Source organism: Rhizobium sp. BT-226, from assembly GCF_025847085.2.
Classification (GTDB): domain Bacteria; phylum Pseudomonadota; class Alphaproteobacteria; order Rhizobiales; family Rhizobiaceae; genus Rhizobium; species Rhizobium sophorae.
In genome coordinates this window covers 171,042-187,777 of record NZ_JAOYTI010000001.1, presented here as the reverse complement: position 1 = coordinate 187,777, position 16,736 = coordinate 171,042, and the positions used below count along the sequence as shown (strand labels likewise).

Genomic DNA, 16,736 nt, shown 5'->3' with positions numbered 1-16,736 from the left:
TTTCAAACCACCGTGCCGGATTTTACACCAGCATCCGTCTTGTTGCTCTCTTCTCCGTCGGGAGCCTCCGGCCGCAGCCGGAAGACGATCAAGACAGGAGCGGCGATATAGATCGAAGAGAAGGTGCCGAGAGCGACGCCGAAGAGCATCGCAAAGGTGAAGGAACGGATGACTTCACCGCCGAAGAGAAAAAGCGCCAGCAAGGCGATCAACGTCGTCGCCGCGGTCAGAACGGTGCGTGACAGCGTCTGGTTGATCGACGCATCGATCAGGATAGGCAGCGGCATCTTCTTGTATCGTTTGAGATTTTCACGCATTCGGTCGTAGACCACGACCGTATCGTTCAGGGAATAACCAACGATGGTCAGCACGGCGGCGACGCTCGTCAGGTTGAACTCGATGCCGGTGAGGACGAAGAGACCGAGCATGATGATGACATCGTGCAGCGTGGCAATGATGGCGCCGACCGCGAACTGCCATTCGAAGCGGATCCAGATGTAGATGAGGATCGCCGCAAGTGCCGCAAGCACGCCGAGCGTCGCCATCATCGTCAATTCGCCCGAGATGGCGGGACCGACGACCTCGACGCGGCGAAAGTCATAATCTTCCTGGAGCTCGCCGCGCACCAGCGTCGCCGCCGACTGCTCGGCATTCTCGCCGCCGCCCTGGGAAGCGATGCGAATCCGCGCGTTCGCCGGCCCGCCTGTGCGCTCGACGCTGACATCGCCGAGATTGAGATCATTCAGACGCGAGCTGAGATCGGCGATGTCGGCATTGCCCTGCTTTGCCGTCACCTCGATGAGCGAGCCGCCGGTGAAATCAATGCCGAGATGCAGGCCGACGGTGGCAAAAGCGGCCATGGCGATCAGCGAGATGACTGCCGACGCCGTAAAGACATAACGGCGGATCCCCATGAAGCGGATATTGGCGTGTTCGAAAAGATGCGTCAGCACGCTCTTCGGCAGATGCCGGGGATGGCGCCTTCTCAACCAGACGGCAACGATCGAGCGCGTCAGCGTGAATGCCGTGAAAACGGTCGTCAGGATGCCGACCGCAAGCGTCACCGCGAAACCGCGGATGGATTCGCTGCCGAGGAAGAAGAGGATGATGGCGGCAATGAAGATCGTCACATTGGCATCGACGATCGTTGCGAATGCGCGCGAGAAACCGCGGCCGACGGCCTCCGCAAAGGAATGGGTGGTTTTTTCCTCTTCCCGGATTCGCTCATAGATCAGAACGTTCGAGTCGACCGCCATGCCGACGATCAGCACGATGCCGGCAATCCCCGGCAAGGTGAGCGTCGCGCCGATAAGGCTGAGCACCGCGACGATGAGGATCAGGTTGAGGAAGAGCGAGGCGACGGCGATGAGGCCGAGGATGCGATAGAGCGCGATCATCAATGCCGCGACCAATACGACGGCGACGAGGCCGGCAACGAGGCCGTTGAAGATGGAATCGGCGCCGAATCTCGGGCTGATGCTGCGTTCCTCAACGCTGGTCAGCGTCGCCGGCAAGGCGCCGGCGCGCAGCATGATCGCAAGGTCGCGGACGCCATCCTCGGAAAAGTTTGCCGAAATCCGACCCTCGCCGCCGGTGATCGCCGCATCGATGACCGGTGACGACATCACCTGGTCGTCGAAGACGATGGCAAGGTGCTTGCCGATATTCTGCCCCGTCGCCTGCGCCAGCCGCTGCGTGCCTTCCGCATCGAGACGATAGGCGATCGAGGTATCCTGCGTCTGTTGATCGACGACAGGCTCGATATCGACCATGTTGCTGCCGGTGATGAAAGCCGTGCGGTCGACGAGGTACGGCACCGGCGGATCGTCAAGCGAATAGAGCACCTGCGATGTCGCCGGCCAGCGGCCGTTCAGCGCCTCCTGCCCCGACATGCTTTCGTCGATCAGATGAAAGGAAAGCTTGGCCGGCTGGTTGAGGATGTTCTTCAGCCGCTCCGCGTCGACCGATCCCAGCACCTGCACGACGATGCGGTCGGCGCCATCGGGGCGAACGAGGAAATTATCATTGCCCAATCCCGCGATGCGGCGGCCAACGATATCGAGCGAGCGGGTCCGGGCGGAAGCGACGTCAGCGGTAATGCCGGCGTCGGAAATCTGCAGTGAGAGCTGCCCCTGGTCGCCCGGCTGCAGCGCGACCTCAGGTCCCGAATGTCCGCCACCGGTCGTCAAGGGCTTCAGGAGATCGACCGCCGCCGGTGCCTGGGCCGCATCGGTGATGCGGACGGTGACGGTCTGGTCATTGCCGGTCAGCCCGGTATAGCGGATACCGGCGCCGCGCAGCGCGTTGCGCACATTCGCGACCACCTCTTCCAGGCGGTCCCTGACGATATCGGAACGCTCGACCTTCAGAACGATATGCGAACCACCCTGCAGGTCGAGACCAAGCACGACGCGGTCGTGCCGCAGCCAGTCCGGCAGGGAAGATCGCTGCGCCTCGGTCAGCAGATTGGGCGCAGCAATGACGATGGCCGCAAACGCGACCAGCCAAATCAGAAGTGTTTTCCAGCGGGAAAAATGCAACATTCTCTCGACGATCTTCCGATCCGGCGGTCCTGCCGTTATCGCTTGTTACGCCGCGTCGGCCTTGACCGGTTCACCCTTGACGCGAATTTCGGAGATGCCGCTGCGGACGATGCGCACGCGCACGCCGTCAGCGATCTCGACTTCGACTTCCTTTTCGTCGATCACCTTGGTGACCTTGCCGACGAGGCCGCCACCGGTGACGACCTGGTCGCCGCGACGGATCGCCTTCAGGGTTTCCTCACGCTTTTTTGCCTGTGCGCGCTGCGGACGGATCAGCAGGAAGTACCAGACGACCATCAGCGGCACGAACAGGATGATCATTTCGAAACCGGAGCCGCCGAATCCCGTTGCGGTATCGGTCGCGCTCTGGGCGAATGCCGGGGTGATGAACATGCTAAACTCCTCAGGCTTGGGCGGCGGAACTCCGCCTCTCTTTTCAGGTTGCCGGACTATAGTTACGGCTTCGATGAATGCAACAGAAACAGCCGGAAACAGTACCGATTCCGCTGCCTCATAACCTTTCCGCCGTCAAAACGCCATGGTAGGCGGCATCGAAAGATCAAAGCGGAATGACGCAGCGAAAAACAGGAGGCCTGCGATGACCGAGGAAATCAACACTGCCCTGCTTGCCGAACTGAAACGGCTCGCCGATGCCGTCCAGCGCCTTGCCGGGCCGGCGCCTGCCGTCAACGACTGGGCCGCGGCGGACTGTTTCGTCTGGGCGCCGATGCGCCAGCATCTGCAGCCTGTGAAGAAGCCGAACCGGGTGGCGTTGAAGCTCATCCGCGGTGTCGATCATGTACGCGACATCCTGCACGAGAATACGGTGCGTTTCGCCGAGGGGTATGCCGCCAACAATGTACTGCTCTGGGGCGCGCGCGGCATGGGCAAATCCTCGCTTGTTAAAGCCGTACACGAGGATGTCAGGCGCGAAAGCGGTGTCGCGCTGAAGCTGGTCGAAGTCCACCGCGAGGATATCGCCAGCCTTCCCAATCTGCTCGACCTCTTGAAGGACACGCCGTACCGCGTGATCGTCTTCTGCGACGATCTCTCCTTCGATCACGACGACACCGCCTACAAGTCGCTGAAGGCGGCACTCGACGGCGGCGTCGAAGGGCGGCCGGACAATGTGCTCTTCTACGCCACCTCCAACCGGCGCCATCTCCTTCCGCGCCACATGATGGAAAACGAGCAGTCGACGGCGATCAATCCGTCGGAGGCGGTCGAGGAGAAGGTTTCGCTTTCCGACCGCTTCGGCCTCTGGCTTGGCTTCCACAAATGCAGCCAGGACGACTATCTCGGCATGATCGACGGCTATGCCGATCACTTCAAGCTCGGGCTCGAACGCGACAAGATGCATGCCGAAGCGCTGGAATGGGCAACGACGCGCGGAGCCCGCTCCGGCCGCGTCGCCTGGCAGTATATTCAGGATCTGGCCGGACGCATGCGGGTTCACATCGACCGGGCCTAGTCTTTGATTTATGCATGTCGTTATCCCAAAACCGCTGCACACTTTTGGGCGACATGCATTAAATGACAAAAGCCCGGCTGGCGGCCGGGCTTTTGCGTTTCCTGGTACGCTGTACCTATTCCAGGAAAGTCATCGGGTTGACCGGGGACGCATCCTTGCGCACCTCGAAATGGACCTGCGGCTGCTTGACGTCCCCGCTCATGCCGGAGACGGCGACGGTCTGGCCACGCTGGATCTTCTGGCCGCGGGTGACGCTCAGCGTATCGGCGTTGCCGTAGACGGTAACGGTGCCGTCGTCGTGACGGACGAGAACCGTGTTGCCGAGCTCCTTCAGGCCGTTGCCGGCATAGATGACGACGCCGTTTTCGGCAGCCTTGATCGGCGTGCCCTGCGGTACCGAAATGTCGATGCCGTCATTGCGGTTGCCGTTGACGTTGGCGCCGTATGAAGCAATGACCTGGCCGCGCACCGGCCAGCGATATTTGCCGATGCCGGTCGATTCCGGCGCGGCGGAGCTGACGTCCGACTTCTTCTCGACATCGTCGACGGTCTGAGTGGCGGCCGGCGCCTTATAGGGTGCTGGCTGAGCGGAAGCCGTCTGCTGGGCAGCCGCCGGCTGGGTCGGCTTCGGATCGACCTTCTCAGCCGGGATTGAAGCGGTCTTGATATTGTCGGCGGTGCCGTTCGGGATTTTCAGAGCCTGACCGATGCGGAGCGAGCTGGCCGAAAGATTGTTGGCGGCCTTGAGGTCGTCGACATTACTACCGGTCGCCTTGGCAATCTTTGCCAGGGAATCGCCTTGTTTGACGACATAGGTGCCGGCAGGCGCCTTCGGATCTTTGCCGGCGCCGGCGGGAAGTTTGCCGGTGACATCGCCACTCGCCAGCGTCTTGTCGCGGGCGGAATTGGCGCCCGGAACGACGGCGACGTTCTGCTCGGGCGCCTTCGGCGCCGGCATCTTGCCGGGCTTGGAAAGGTCAGCCGCCTGCGATGCCGCCTTGGCGGCATTGCCGCCGTTGAAGGTCGGGATCAGGATCGCCTGGCCGGGCTGGGCGGCAGATGCCGTCTTCAGAGCATTGACGCGGAGGATTTCCTTTTCCGGTACGCCGAAACGCCTGGAGAGCGTGGCGATGCTTTCACCCGGACGCAGGGTCACCGACGGAGCGTTGGTCGCGGACCAGCCTGAAACCTTCGGCGTCGTGCCTGTCGTCAGCGTATCGGGCGCCACCTTCGGAGCAGCTGGCGCCACCAATCGGGGCCTTTCGGCCTGCGGCGCAGCTGGGAAAGGCTGGGCGAGCGCAACTTCCTTTTCCCGCTGCCGGGAGGGTGCCGCCGCCGTCGGCGCGGCCAACTCTGAACGCTGCACCGAAACCGGCGCGGAAGCGAGACGTGCGCTCGAGCTCGACGTGCGTGTCGGATCGTAACCCTGGCGGGCGGGATAAGGCTGGTTCATAGCGTCATTGCCGCCGCCGTAGCCCGACTGGTTGGCAACGGCCGAACTGCTAAGATCGGCGCGCGGCACCGGATCGCCTTGAGAACCGTTCATATTCCTGCGCGGAATGGAACTTGTGGTGATCTGATCCTGCCCGGAGGAGGAAAACAAGCCGCCAAACCGTGTCACATCGGAACTGCAGCCCGTTGCGGCACTTGCCAGCAGGCTAACAACCAGAAGATTACCGGCCGACTTCCCGAACTTTGGCGAAAGACTGAAACGCATGACTCGACCCACTGAGAACGCAACCATTTGTGAGTCTATTAAAACGCGTTAGTATTACCACGCAGTTAAGATGCTGGAATCAGTGCGATTTTTTTGAGAAGTTGATAACCATAGCTTACGGGTGAAAAATCGCAGTGTGCTGAGCATGATGCCGAAAACTCTCAGCGGTTCTCTGACGAGATCATGCGCGCTCTTTTCTGATGGTAAATCTCAGGCCGGTCCGGCCTGAAATCATCCACGTCTACAGTAGCGAGGCAAGGCGCGGAACGATCGGCAGATAGGGTGCTTCGAACAGTTCCTCGCGTTCGAAACGGCTGCCGGTTTTCGTCAGCCTCACCATGCGACACTCGTTCTCGGAAATCATCAGCGGCGCGATCATCGAGCCGCCGGAAACGAGCTGGTCGGTATAAAAGCGCGGCATCGCGTTAAAGGCCGCCGTCACCAGGATGCGATCGAAGGTCCCCTCGCCCTGCATGCCGGCGCTGCCGTCGGCCTGGCGGATGACGACGCTGCGCAGACCAAGCGATTCCATGCGCCGCTGAGCGGCTGATGTCAGCGTCTTGTAGCGGTCGATAGACAGAACGCGCTCGGCCAGGCGGCCCATCACGGCGGCGGTAAAGCCGCTTCCTGTACCGATTTCCAGGACGCGCTGGCCGGGCTTGAGCTTCAGATGGTGCAGGATGCGGACGGCAAAATCGATGCCTTCGAGGAAGGATCCGCATTCGATCGGTATGGTCCGGCTCGAATAGGCGTCGTCGGCGAATTGCGGCGGCACGAACAGCGAGCGCTGCGTCTGCTCGACCGCCGTCAGCAGATCGAGGTCGGAGATGCCTTCGGCACGCAATCTGAGGACGAGCGCAGCAAAGCCCTCCTTCTCCGCCAGTCTTGCCGTCAAACTTGTGCTCCGTATCCCAAGGCCCGCGCCACGCGGTCCGTCACGGAATAATCGGTCAGATCCAGTTTCAAAGGCGTTACCGAAATCTTATTATGCTTCAGGGCGTGAATATCGGTGCCTTCGACGAAGGCGCCGGCGCGCTCGCCAAACTTCAGCCAGTAGTATGGAAAGCCCCGGCCGTCGGAGCGGGCATCGACCTGCAGATTGAAGGCGAGCTTGCCCTGCATGGTCACCTCGGCGCCGTCGACTTCGTCGGGACGGCAGTTCGGGAAGTTGAGATTGAGGAACGTGCCCTCCGGCAGGTCCAGAACCATCAGCTTTTCCAGAAGAGCCGGCGCGTGCGTCTCGCAGACCTCCCAGGGCACGATGCGTGCGCCGTCCTCATAAAGATAGGCCTGGCTCAACGCGAAGGAGCGCACGCCCTGCATGGTTCCTTCGATGGCGCCGGCGATCGTGCCGGAATAGGTCACGTCGTCGGCAACGTTCGAGCCCGAATTGACGCCGGACAGGACGAGATCCGGCTTGATGTCCATCACCTGCCTGATGCCCATGATGACGCAATCGGTCGGTGTGCCGCGCAGGGCGAAATGCTTGTCGGAAATCTTGCGCAGCCGCAAAGGTTCGGAGAGGCTCAGCGAATGGGCCAAGCCGCTCTGGTCGGTCTCGGGCGCCACGATCCAGACATCGTCGGACAGCGTGCGCGCGATCCGCTCCAGCGCGGCAAGACCTTCGGCGTGAATGCCATCGTCATTCGTAAGCAGGATGCGCATCGCCTCAGGCCGCCCGTTCGATCTTGGTCAATCCGCCCATATAAGGCAGCAAAACGTCCGGAATCGTGACCGAACCATCCTCGTTCAGATAATTTTCAAGGACAGCGATCAGGCAGCGGCCGACGGCCGTGCCGGAACCGTTCAGCGTATGGACGAACCTGTTGCTCTTGTCGTCCTTGCCGCGGTAGCGCGCATTCATCCGCCGGCCCTGAAAATCGCCGCAGACCGAGCAGGAGGAAATTTCGCGGAAGGCATTCTGCCCCGGCAGCCAGACTTCGAGATCGTAGGTCTTGCGCGAGCCGAAGCCCATATCGCCGGTGCAAAGCGTCATGGTGCGGAAATGCAGGCCGAGGCGCTTCAGCACCTCCTCGGCGCAGGCGGTCATGCGTTCATGCTCGGCAACGGCGCTCTCGGCATCGGTGATCGAGACGAGCTCGCATTTCCAGAACTGATGCTGGCGCAGCATGCCGCGGGTATCGCGGCCGGCGGAGCCCGCTTCCGAACGGAAGGACGGCGTCAGCGCGGTAAAGCGGAGCGGCAGCTTTTCCTGATCGAGGATTTCCTCGCGCACCAGATTGGTCAGCGTCACTTCGGCCGTCGGAATCAACCAGCGGCCATCCGTCGTCCTGAAGAGATCCTCGGCGAATTTCGGCAGCTGGGCGGTGCCATAGACGGCCTCGTCGCGCACCATCAGCGGCGAGCTGACTTCGGTATAGCCGTGCTCTCTGGTGTGGAGATCGATCATGAACTGGCCGAGCGCCCGCTCGAGCCTGGCGAGCGGACCGGTCAGAACCGTGAAGCGCGAGCCGGAGAGCTTGGCGGCGCGCTCGAAATCCATATAGCCAAGCGCTTCGCCGATTTCGAAGTGCTCCTTCGGTGCATGGTTCCAGCGCGGCTTTTCGCCGACGGTGCGGGTGACGACATTGTCATGCTCGTCCTTGCCGACCGGGACGTCGTCGAATGGGATGTTCGGGATGCGCGAGAGCGCGTCGTTGAGTTCGGCCGTCAGTTGCCGGTCCTCTTCCTCGATCGCCGGCAGCAGGGTCTTGAGTTCAGAGACCTCCGCCTTCAGCTTCTCGGCCAGCTCGCTATTCTTCTGGGCCATCGCCGCGCCAATCTCCTTGGAGGCGAGGTTGCGGCGGGACAGCAGGTCCTGCGCCTTCTGCACAGCGGAGCGGCGCTTTTCATCGAGGGCAACGAGACTTTGGGCAAGAGGCTCCGCCCCGCGCTTGGCAAGGGCGGCATCGAGCGCTTCGGGATTCTCACGGATCCATTTGATATCGAGCATCGTCGTTCCAGGTCGTTGCAATAGAGGTGACCCAGCCAAAGCCTGATCGGGCCTCGACCGGATGTCACGGCGCCGCGCCTTTTCAGACGCGCAAAGGACGCCGCAACACTTTGAATTGCTCCATAACCCTTAAACCGATTCCGATTTAGGGATTATGCAGTCGACGGCGTTCATGAAGGGATTTCCGGGATCGCTGCTTAGACGCTGTCCGTCTTGGCAACGTCTGCGGATCCGGTTTCCTTTTCGACCGCCTGCCGGGCACGCTGGCGCTCCACGAGTCGCGCCGCATAGATGGAAATCTCGTAGAGAAGGATCGTCGGTATCGCAAGGCCGATCTGGGACATCGGGTCCGGCGGCGTCAGCACGGCAGCGACGACGAAGGCGAGGACGATGGCAAACTTGCGCTTTTCGGCCAGCCATTGCGACGTCAGAAGACCGACACGGGCGAGCAGCGTGGTGATGACAGGCAGCTGGAAGACGAGGCCGAAGGAGAAGACCAGCGTCATGATCAGGCTCAGATATTCAGAGACCTTCGGCATCAGCGAGATTGCTATCTCGTCGTGACCCGGCGCCTGCTGCATCGACAGGAAGAACCACATGACCATCGGCGTGAAGAAGAAATAGACGAGCGCGCCGCCCATCAGGAACAGGACCGGAGAGGCGACCAGGAACGGCAGGAAAGCCTGACGCTCGTTCTTGTACAGGCCGGGCGCCACAAACTTGTAGACCTGGGCGGCGATGATCGGGAAAGCGACCACAAGGCCGCCGAACATCGCCACCTTGACCTGGGTGAAGAAGAATTCCTGCGGCGCGGTGTAGATGAGCTGGGCCTTCTCAACGTCGAGATTAGCCCACTGGACCGCTGTCTTGTATGGGATGACCAGATAATTGAAGAGATCCTTGGCGAAAAAGAAGCATGCGATGAAGGCGACGAAAAATGCGCCGATCGACCACATCAGCCGCGTGCGCAGCTCCATCAGGTGCTCGATCAACGGCTGCGGCTTGTCTTCAATATCACCGCTCATGCCTCGTCCTTCTTTGTCTGCGCAGGCTTCTTCGGCGTTGCAGGCTTCCTGACTGCCGTCGTGCGTTTCGGCTTTTCCACAGGCACGGCAACGGCGGCCGCAGCATCGACCTGGTCGGCAGGCTTGACGCGCGGCTTGCGCACGGCCTTCGGCTTAGCGACAACCGTATCGGCTTGCACAATCGCTGTGGCGACGGGTTCCGACGGCGGCGCAGGTGTCGCTACCAGTGGCGGCGTTTCCGGCAAGCTCATCGACGGCGTCGGGGCTGCGACAGCATCGGGCGGCACGTCGGTCTTGTTTTCCGTGACCGTGGTTGCCTTCTGCAGGTCGGCCTTGATCTCGTTGCCCATCTGGCGAAGCGGATTCATCGCCTCGCGCAGGCTGTTGACCGGGTTGAGCTTCTGGGCGTCGCTGATCGTCTGGCGGACATCGTCAAGCTCGGCTTCGCGCAACGCTTCATCGAACTGCGCACGGAAATCACCCGCCACCTTGCGCGCGCGCTGCGTCATTTTGCCGAAGGCGCGCAGCATCGGCGGCAAATCCTTGGGACCGACAACCACGATCAGTACGACCGCGATGACCAAAAGCTCGGTCCAGCCAATATCGAACATGCAAGGCTCCTGGACGGGAAGCGCGGGGGCGGCGCTTTTTCCCGGACTTGGTTACTTCGTTTCGTCGGCCTTGTGATCGACGGTCTTTGCCGTATCCGGCGCGTCTTCGTCCGTCATGCCCTTCTTGAAGCTCTTGATGCCCTTGGCAACGTCGCCCATCAGTTCCGGGATCTTGCCGCGACCGAACAACAACAGCACGATGACCAGAACGATCAGCCAGTGCCACATGCTAAAAGAACCCATTACGCTAACTCCCTGTTTCTGTGTTCCCACGATGTAAGGATTTCCGACACCGTTTCCAACATCAAGCCCTTTGGATTGAGCTTAATGTCACGGTATCGCCCTTTGTGACAAGCCGTTGACCCGCCGAAAAGTGCTGGCTCCATTGTTTTCGCCATGCATGGCAAAAGCAAGACGCAAACCCCTCAATCTTCAGAGGTGCCGCGCGGCGCCAACAACCCCAGTTCCTCGAGGTCCATCTGGGTGATCGGGTCTTCGTCCTCGGTCAGCTCGTCGTTCATCAAGGGCGAGGGAATGTTGAAATTCGCTGGAATGCGGCCCGACAGCAAGCCCGCTCCCTTCAACTCTTCGAGACCGGGCAGGTCACGCAGCTCTTCGAGACCGAAATGGTCGAGGAAATCGCGCGTCGTGCCCAATGTCACCGGCCGGCCCGGCGTGCGCCGCCGGCCGCGAAACCGCACCCAGCCAGCTTCCATCAGCACGTCAAGCGTGCCGCGCGAGGTCTGGACGCCGCGGATATCTTCGATTTCGGCCCGCGTCACCGGCTGGTGATAGGCAATGATCGCCAGCACTTCCAGCGCGGCGCGCGAAAGCTTCTTCACCTCATTGTCATCACGGCGGATGACGAAGGACAGGTCGGCGGCGGTGCGGAAGGCCCAGGCACCCTCGACCTGCACGAGATTGACGCCGCGCGGCGCGTAGTACTCCTTCAGCCGCAGCATGATGGCACGCACGTCGGTCTTCTCAGGCAGGCGCTCGGCGAGGAAGCCTTCGGAGACCGGCTGCGACGAGGCGAAGACCAGCGCCTCGGCGATGCGCTCGGCCTCGATCTCGGCCTGCAGGTCGCGGCTCCTGTCTTGGAAATCGCCCTCGAAATCCTCTTCGCCCTTCAGATCGATCAAACCGGCCGCTCCTGTTCGACCACCTGCAGCGTGGCGTGTTTCGGGCCGCGGCGCATGTATATCGGCTGAAAGGCGCCGTCCTGGCGGATTTCGAGCTTGCCCTCGCGCACCAGCTCCAGCGAGGCGGCAAAGGCGCTGGCGATTGCCGTGACGCGCTCTTCGGGCGCTGCGAGATAACGCAGCAGGTAATGTTCCATCGCCGTCCAGTCAGCGACCTCGCCGATCATCTGGGTCAGCAGCTCACGGGCATCGGTCAGCGACCAGACCGTGCGCCGCTCGATCGTCACCTGGGTGACGGCATGGCGCTGACGCAGCGCCGCATAGGCGGTCAGGAGATCGTAAAGGCTCGCCGCATAAGCGGATTGCTGGCGATCGGGAATATGCTCCGGCGCGCCGCGCACGAAGATATCGCGGCCGAGGCGATTGCGATTGACGAGGCCGTCTGCCGCCTGGCGCATGGCTTCGAGGCGTTTTAGGCGGAAGGCGAGCGTTGCCGCTAGTTCCTCGCCAGAAGGGCCGTCATCCTTGACCTGCTGGGGAATGAGCAGCTTCGACTTGAGATAGGCAAGCCAGGCTGCCATGACGAGATAATCGGCGGCAAGCTCGATGCGGATACGCCGGGCGCTTTCGATGAACAGCAGATATTGCTCGGCGAGCGCCAGCACCGAAATGCGCGACAGATCGACCTTCTGGTTGCGGGCGAGATAGAGCAACAGGTCGAGCGGACCTTCAAAGCCGGCGACGTCGATCACCAGCGCCGGCTCGTGGCTGGCGCGCTCAGCACCGTTATCCTGCCACAGCTTGTCCATCGGCGTTGCCGCCTGCGGACGTTCCGTGCCCTTGACCGTGTTCACCACCCTGCTCCTCTGCGATCACACGATCGCAAACATCGCCTCGAATTCCGCCCTCAATTCCGCTTCATCGGCGCTATCCGGCGCCGGGAAACCCGCTTCTACCGCCTTTGCGCGAGCAAGCGATAGACCGGCGAGCGGTGGAACATTTGCCACGACCTCCCGCATCTCGTCCATATGGCCATTGCAATGCAGCACGATATCGCATCCGCCTGCAATGATATTCGCCGCACGTTCACCGATCGTGCCGGAAAGAGCGTTCATCGAACTGTCGTCGGAGAGCAGCAGACCGTTAAAGCCGATGTGCTCGCGGATGATGCCGTCGATCACCTTGCGCGAGGTCGTCGCCGGATTATCCGGGTCGATGGCGGCGAAAACGACGTGGCAGGTCATGGCCATCAACTCGTCCTTCATCGCGACAAAGGGCGGGAAGTCATGGAGCTCCAGCTCATCGCGCGGGACGGTGACGACAGGCAGCTCCAGATGTGAATCGGCAAAGCCGCGACCGTGGCCGGGCATGTGCTTCATCACGGGCAACAGGCCGCCGGCCTTCAGCCCCCCGGCAGCCGCCCGGCCCATCGCGATGACCGTCTCCGGATCGCCGCCATAGGCGCGGTCGCCGATGACGTTACTGCTGCCCTCGACCGGCACATCAAGCACTGGCAGGCAATCGACATCGATGCCGAGGCTCGAAAGATCGAAGGCGTGCAGCCGCGACATCAGCCAGGCGGCGCGCAGGCCGAGTGCGCGATTGCCGCGATAGAGATCGCCGAGCGCCTGGCCGGAAGGATAGCGCGCCAGAACGGGTGGGCGGATGCGCTGGACGCGGCCGCCCTCCTGGTCGATCAGCACCGGTGCATGCCAGCCGACGCTATCGCGCAGTTCGGCGACGAGATCGGCGATCTGCCGTGCTTCGGAGATGTTGCGCCCGAAGAGGATGAAGCCCCAGGGCCGCTCGTCCCGGTAAAAGGCTTTCTCTTCGGATGTGAGGGAAAGGCCGCTGCAGCCAAGGATCATCGCTTTTGATTCGGTCATATTCGAATCATAGACGGCCGCCGGCCAAATGCGAGCAAGGTCGGGCGCGATGCACAAGAAAGAGCGGCGGACCGATCCGGCCCGCCGCTCCTATATTCAAAGACGCGATCCTACCTGGAGATCAGGCAGCTTCCACCCGCCGCGCGATACTGCTCGCAGAGTGCTGCGGCCTCGTCCTTGGAACCGGCCGGTATGCGGACACGGTAGAACGTGCCCTTGCCGGCGATATCGGCCCTGCGGATCTCGTGGCTGCGGCCGCCAAGCACGCTGGCGAATTTCTTCGACAGGTTGGCATAGGATTTGGTCGCCTCATCTTCCGAAGGCAGCGAGGCGATCTGGATGCCGTAGCCGCCGGCGGATGCGGCCTGCTGCGGCTTTGCGGCGGCTGGTGCTGCGGCTGCGACCTCCGTCGTCTTCGGCTGCTGGGCAGGCGGGCGGACATTGCCCTTCTCGGTGACCGTGCCGACGACGTTGACGGGCTGGTCGGCCGGACGCGCGGTCGGAATCGGCGCGGTATCGGCAATCGCCGAGGTCTTGACCGGGCGCACCGGCGAAGCGACCGGAGCCGGGTTTGCAGCCTGCGCGTCGGCACTGCCGGCGAGCGGCGGCTGTACCGGCGCGGTTTCGACGGGGGCTGCAGAACGCGCATCGGCGGAAGCAACCTCGGCGCTTGCCGGGAAGCTTGCGGCCGTTCCACCGACGGGAGGTACAGCCGGGGTCGTTTGCGCGGAAGGGGTCGACGGAGCCGTCAACGCCGGCTGAGCCGGCGGCATCGGCTGGGCAGACGGCGTTGCCTGGGCAGACTGTGTCGCCTGGGCAGACGGCGTCGCCTGGTCGGCAGGCGCCCGTTCTTCGCGGGCAACCAACGTACCGTCAGGCTTGACGATCATCGTGCGAACCTTGCGCGGCGAAACGGACGGCGTCTTGTCGGCGTCGGTTGCCGAAGCGTTGTCGGCGTTATCCTGGGTTGGCAGCAGACGCGGATCCTCCGTCTCACCGACCGCAGTCGGCGTGACCTGATCGTCGACGCTGGCGTTCTCGTCGTCCTCGGGGAGCGCTTCCGGTGTCAGCGTGCGCTGGACCACATCGACGGGCGCCTCATCGGAAGAAACGAGCGCTTTCTGCTTCGGCTCTTCGGCAGAACCCGCAACGCGGTCGTAGACAGCCTTATCCTGGTTCGGCACGGTCTTGCCGCCAGGATTTTCCGGAACGACCTTGACCGGCTCCTTGTCGGCCACGATCACGCGCGGCTCGCCGGACGCGACAATGCCGAGCCCCTCGCCGTTCCAGACGGAGGAATAGACGCCATAACCGACGCCGGCGAAGACCACGAGCACGACGGCCCCGGCAAGCAGCCGGCGCATCGACCGGGCGCGGCTGAAATCAGCGGCCTGGCTCGCCGATTCGATGCGGACCTCGGAGGTCTCGCGGCGCTCGACCGGCTCGCGCACGCTGCGGCGGAAATCTTCCTCCAGCGCCCGTTCGAAATCATCGAGACCATCGGCGATGGTGGGCTTGACCGGCTTTGCAGCAGCGGCGGCCGTATCCCGGACCGGCGTCGGCGTTTGCCGCGGTTTGGCCGGTTCAAAGAAGCTGGCGATCTCGGCGTCGAGATCGAAATCGAAATCCGCAGATTTCGCGACCGGCGCGGGCTGCTCGACGGGCGGCAGCGCCGGCACGTGCATGTCATCGACGGTCTCGGGACGATCCTCCGGATCGGAGATCATCGCCGGATCGAATGGCAGGTCTTCGGTCGAGTCTGAAGCAGGCGTCCAGTTGAAAGCCGGAGCCGGAGCTTGAGCCTGCGGCTCGGGAACGAAGGCCGGTGCGGACCGTGCAGGAGCGGCAGCGGCCTGCTCAAAAGCAGGAGCCGGCGGCTCAGGAGCAAAAACCGGAGCGGGCCGAGCAGCGACGGCAGCGGCCTGCTGGGGAGCAGAGGCTGTCGGCTCAGGCTGCGGTGCCGGCTCGGATGGCTCGGAGAAATCGAGATCGGTGAGTTCCAGCTCGATGCCGGCAAGATCCAGCTCGAAATCATGGCCGTCGAAGGGGTCGTCGGCTTCCGCTACCGGCTGCGGCGCCGGCGAATATGCCGTTGCGGCAGGCTGAGGCGTAACGACCTCGGCAAGCTGCGGAGCGATCGGTCTTGCGGCTTCGGCAGCATAGACCGGGGCCGGCTCGACCGGAGCAGACCGGACGGGTGCTGCGGCGAGCGGTGCGGGCGCAATCACCTCAGATTGGGCAGGTGCGGCGGCGGCGGGGGCAGCCGGAACGGGTGCTGCCTCGATCGATGCGGGTTGCGGCGAGACGGGCGCCGGATTGGCCCGTTGCGGTACCGGATAACGCGAGACGTCGGCGAGCAGATCATCGAGATCGAAGGTGCCGGCGGTGTGCGGAACATCCGGCACGACCTCAGTCAGCGCGGCATCGGCCTGGATTTCGCCTTCGACGGCGGCGGCGAGATCGAAACCGGCGTCGGATCCGAAATCCTCCAGCTCTTCCTCGACTTCGACGAATTTTTCGGCCTCGGCGGTCTCTTCCGGCGCGATCACCTCATCATGGCGATCGAGCTCGGCGGGAAAGCCAAGTGACGGAGAAGCGGATTCGAATTCCTCGGAAGGCTCGACAGCAGCTACAGGAGCCGGCGGCTCGATGACAGACTGAGGCTCGACCACAGGAAGATCGGCGGATGGTGCTTCAGCAACCGGTGCGGCGACAGCTTCGGCCACAGGCCCCGGCAAAACAACCGGTTCCTCGCGCCTCGGTGCATGGAAATTGGCAAGCGGCAGCCTGATGCTGGCAGCCGACCATTGCGGCGCCTTGCTAGGCTGCGCCAATGAAGAGACCGGCGCTGCGCCGATCGACAGTTCAAGCTCCTCGATCAGGTCGCGCGCACCGCCGAAGGCCGATTGCACCGATGCTTCGGGCTCGGGAGAAAGCTGCTCCGCCCAGTCGGCGGCAGATGCATCCTCATTCCCTGCGGCATGCAAGGATGCTTCTTCAGCCTCAACGGCGACGGAAACCGGCTCAGGAGCCTGCGCAGATTCGTCAGCGGGAGAAGCGTCGAGAACAGGCTCGACGTAATCTTCAGGCGTGAAGTCATCAGAGATCGGCTCGGCGGGCCGGTCGAGCTCTGCAAGCGGGCGTGGCGAATCGTAGCGGTCGAACTCGCGCCCAAGCTCATCCTCGAGATCGAGGGCTGGCTCGCGGCGTGCGGTCTCCGTCACCGTATTCGCAGCAACACGCGGCTCGAAGCCGACGATACGGGCCAGTTCAGCCAACGGATCATCGTCGGCAAACAGGTCGTCTTTTCCGCGCGTATCATACGCAAGTTGTTTATCAGCCATGCCTATTCCCACTCGCAAACGCCAACGCTCAAATGCCAGCGCAT

Annotated in this window: 14 protein-coding genes; 1 reads left to right on the top strand and 13 read right to left on the bottom strand. The window is 62.7% G+C overall.

Annotated elements, in window-relative coordinates; genetic code table 11:
- Positions 1-2 precede the first annotated feature (2 nt).
- A complete protein-coding gene (gene secDF / locus OIU37_RS01075; RefSeq protein ID WP_182209649.1) occupies positions 3-2,543 on the bottom strand; it encodes a protein translocase subunit SecDF in 2,541 nt (846 codons plus the stop codon).
- 45 nt (positions 2,544-2,588) lie between these two features.
- Complete coding sequence (gene yajC / locus OIU37_RS01070) at positions 2,589-2,936, bottom strand: preprotein translocase subunit YajC (RefSeq protein ID WP_003539006.1); 348 nt, start codon at positions 2,934-2,936, stop codon at positions 2,589-2,591.
- 205 nt (positions 2,937-3,141) lie between these two features.
- Here yajC and OIU37_RS01065 point away from each other — a divergent pair, with 205 nt between their 5' ends.
- Entirely contained in the window at positions 3,142-4,014 is an 873-nt protein-coding gene (locus tag OIU37_RS01065; RefSeq protein WP_182209650.1) for an ATP-binding protein, read from the top strand.
- Positions 4,015-4,129: 115 nt separating this feature from the next.
- Here OIU37_RS01065 and OIU37_RS01060 read toward each other — a convergent pair whose 3' ends face one another.
- The 11 genes from OIU37_RS01060 to OIU37_RS01010 all read right to left on the bottom strand — a co-directional run bounded on the left by OIU37_RS01060 (position 4,130) and on the right by OIU37_RS01010 (position 16,692).
- Positions 4,130-5,731 (bottom strand): peptidoglycan DD-metalloendopeptidase family protein, encoded by a 1,602-nt coding sequence (locus tag OIU37_RS01060; RefSeq protein ID WP_264255114.1) that lies wholly within the window; start codon positions 5,729-5,731, stop codon positions 4,130-4,132.
- 241 nt (positions 5,732-5,972) lie between these two features.
- Positions 5,973-6,626, bottom strand: coding sequence for a protein-L-isoaspartate(D-aspartate) O-methyltransferase (locus OIU37_RS01055; RefSeq protein WP_011651660.1), 654 nt, complete (start codon positions 6,624-6,626; stop codon positions 5,973-5,975).
- The gene (gene surE, locus OIU37_RS01050; RefSeq protein ID WP_017991200.1) at positions 6,623-7,396 is read right to left on the bottom strand and encodes a 5'/3'-nucleotidase SurE; all 774 of its coding nucleotides are present in this window, start codon (positions 7,394-7,396) and stop codon (positions 6,623-6,625) included. The genes OIU37_RS01055 and surE overlap by 4 nt, the downstream gene beginning before the upstream one ends.
- Before the next feature lie 4 nt (positions 7,397-7,400).
- The gene (gene serS, locus OIU37_RS01045) at positions 7,401-8,684 is read right to left on the bottom strand and encodes a serine--tRNA ligase (RefSeq protein WP_240603448.1); all 1,284 of its coding nucleotides are present in this window, start codon (positions 8,682-8,684) and stop codon (positions 7,401-7,403) included.
- 197 nt (positions 8,685-8,881) lie between these two features.
- A complete protein-coding gene (tatC, locus tag OIU37_RS01040) occupies positions 8,882-9,709 on the bottom strand; it encodes a twin-arginine translocase subunit TatC (protein ID WP_017960201.1) in 828 nt (275 codons plus the stop codon).
- Positions 9,706-10,320, bottom strand: a complete 615-nt coding sequence (gene tatB, locus OIU37_RS01035; protein ID WP_264255113.1) for a Sec-independent protein translocase protein TatB — start codon at positions 10,318-10,320, stop codon at positions 9,706-9,708. Before tatB ends, tatC begins: the two co-directional genes overlap by 4 nt.
- A 51-nt stretch (positions 10,321-10,371) precedes the next feature.
- The gene (locus OIU37_RS01030; protein ID WP_003538990.1) at positions 10,372-10,563 is read right to left on the bottom strand and encodes a twin-arginine translocase TatA/TatE family subunit; all 192 of its coding nucleotides are present in this window, start codon (positions 10,561-10,563) and stop codon (positions 10,372-10,374) included.
- Positions 10,564-10,745: 182 nt separating this feature from the next.
- Positions 10,746-11,462, bottom strand: a complete 717-nt coding sequence (scpB, locus tag OIU37_RS01025; RefSeq protein WP_264255112.1) for an SMC-Scp complex subunit ScpB — start codon at positions 11,460-11,462, stop codon at positions 10,746-10,748.
- Positions 11,459-12,316, bottom strand: coding sequence for a ScpA family protein (locus tag OIU37_RS01020; protein WP_180695312.1), 858 nt, complete (start codon positions 12,314-12,316; stop codon positions 11,459-11,461). The genes scpB and OIU37_RS01020 overlap by 4 nt, the downstream gene beginning before the upstream one ends.
- A gap of 18 nt (positions 12,317-12,334) precedes the next feature.
- Positions 12,335-13,348, bottom strand: a complete 1,014-nt coding sequence (nagZ, locus tag OIU37_RS01015) for a beta-N-acetylhexosaminidase (RefSeq protein ID WP_264255111.1) — start codon at positions 13,346-13,348, stop codon at positions 12,335-12,337.
- Positions 13,349-13,458: 110 nt separating this feature from the next.
- The gene (locus OIU37_RS01010) at positions 13,459-16,692 is read right to left on the bottom strand and encodes an SPOR domain-containing protein (RefSeq protein ID WP_264255110.1); all 3,234 of its coding nucleotides are present in this window, start codon (positions 16,690-16,692) and stop codon (positions 13,459-13,461) included.
- Positions 16,693-16,736 lie beyond the last annotated feature (44 nt).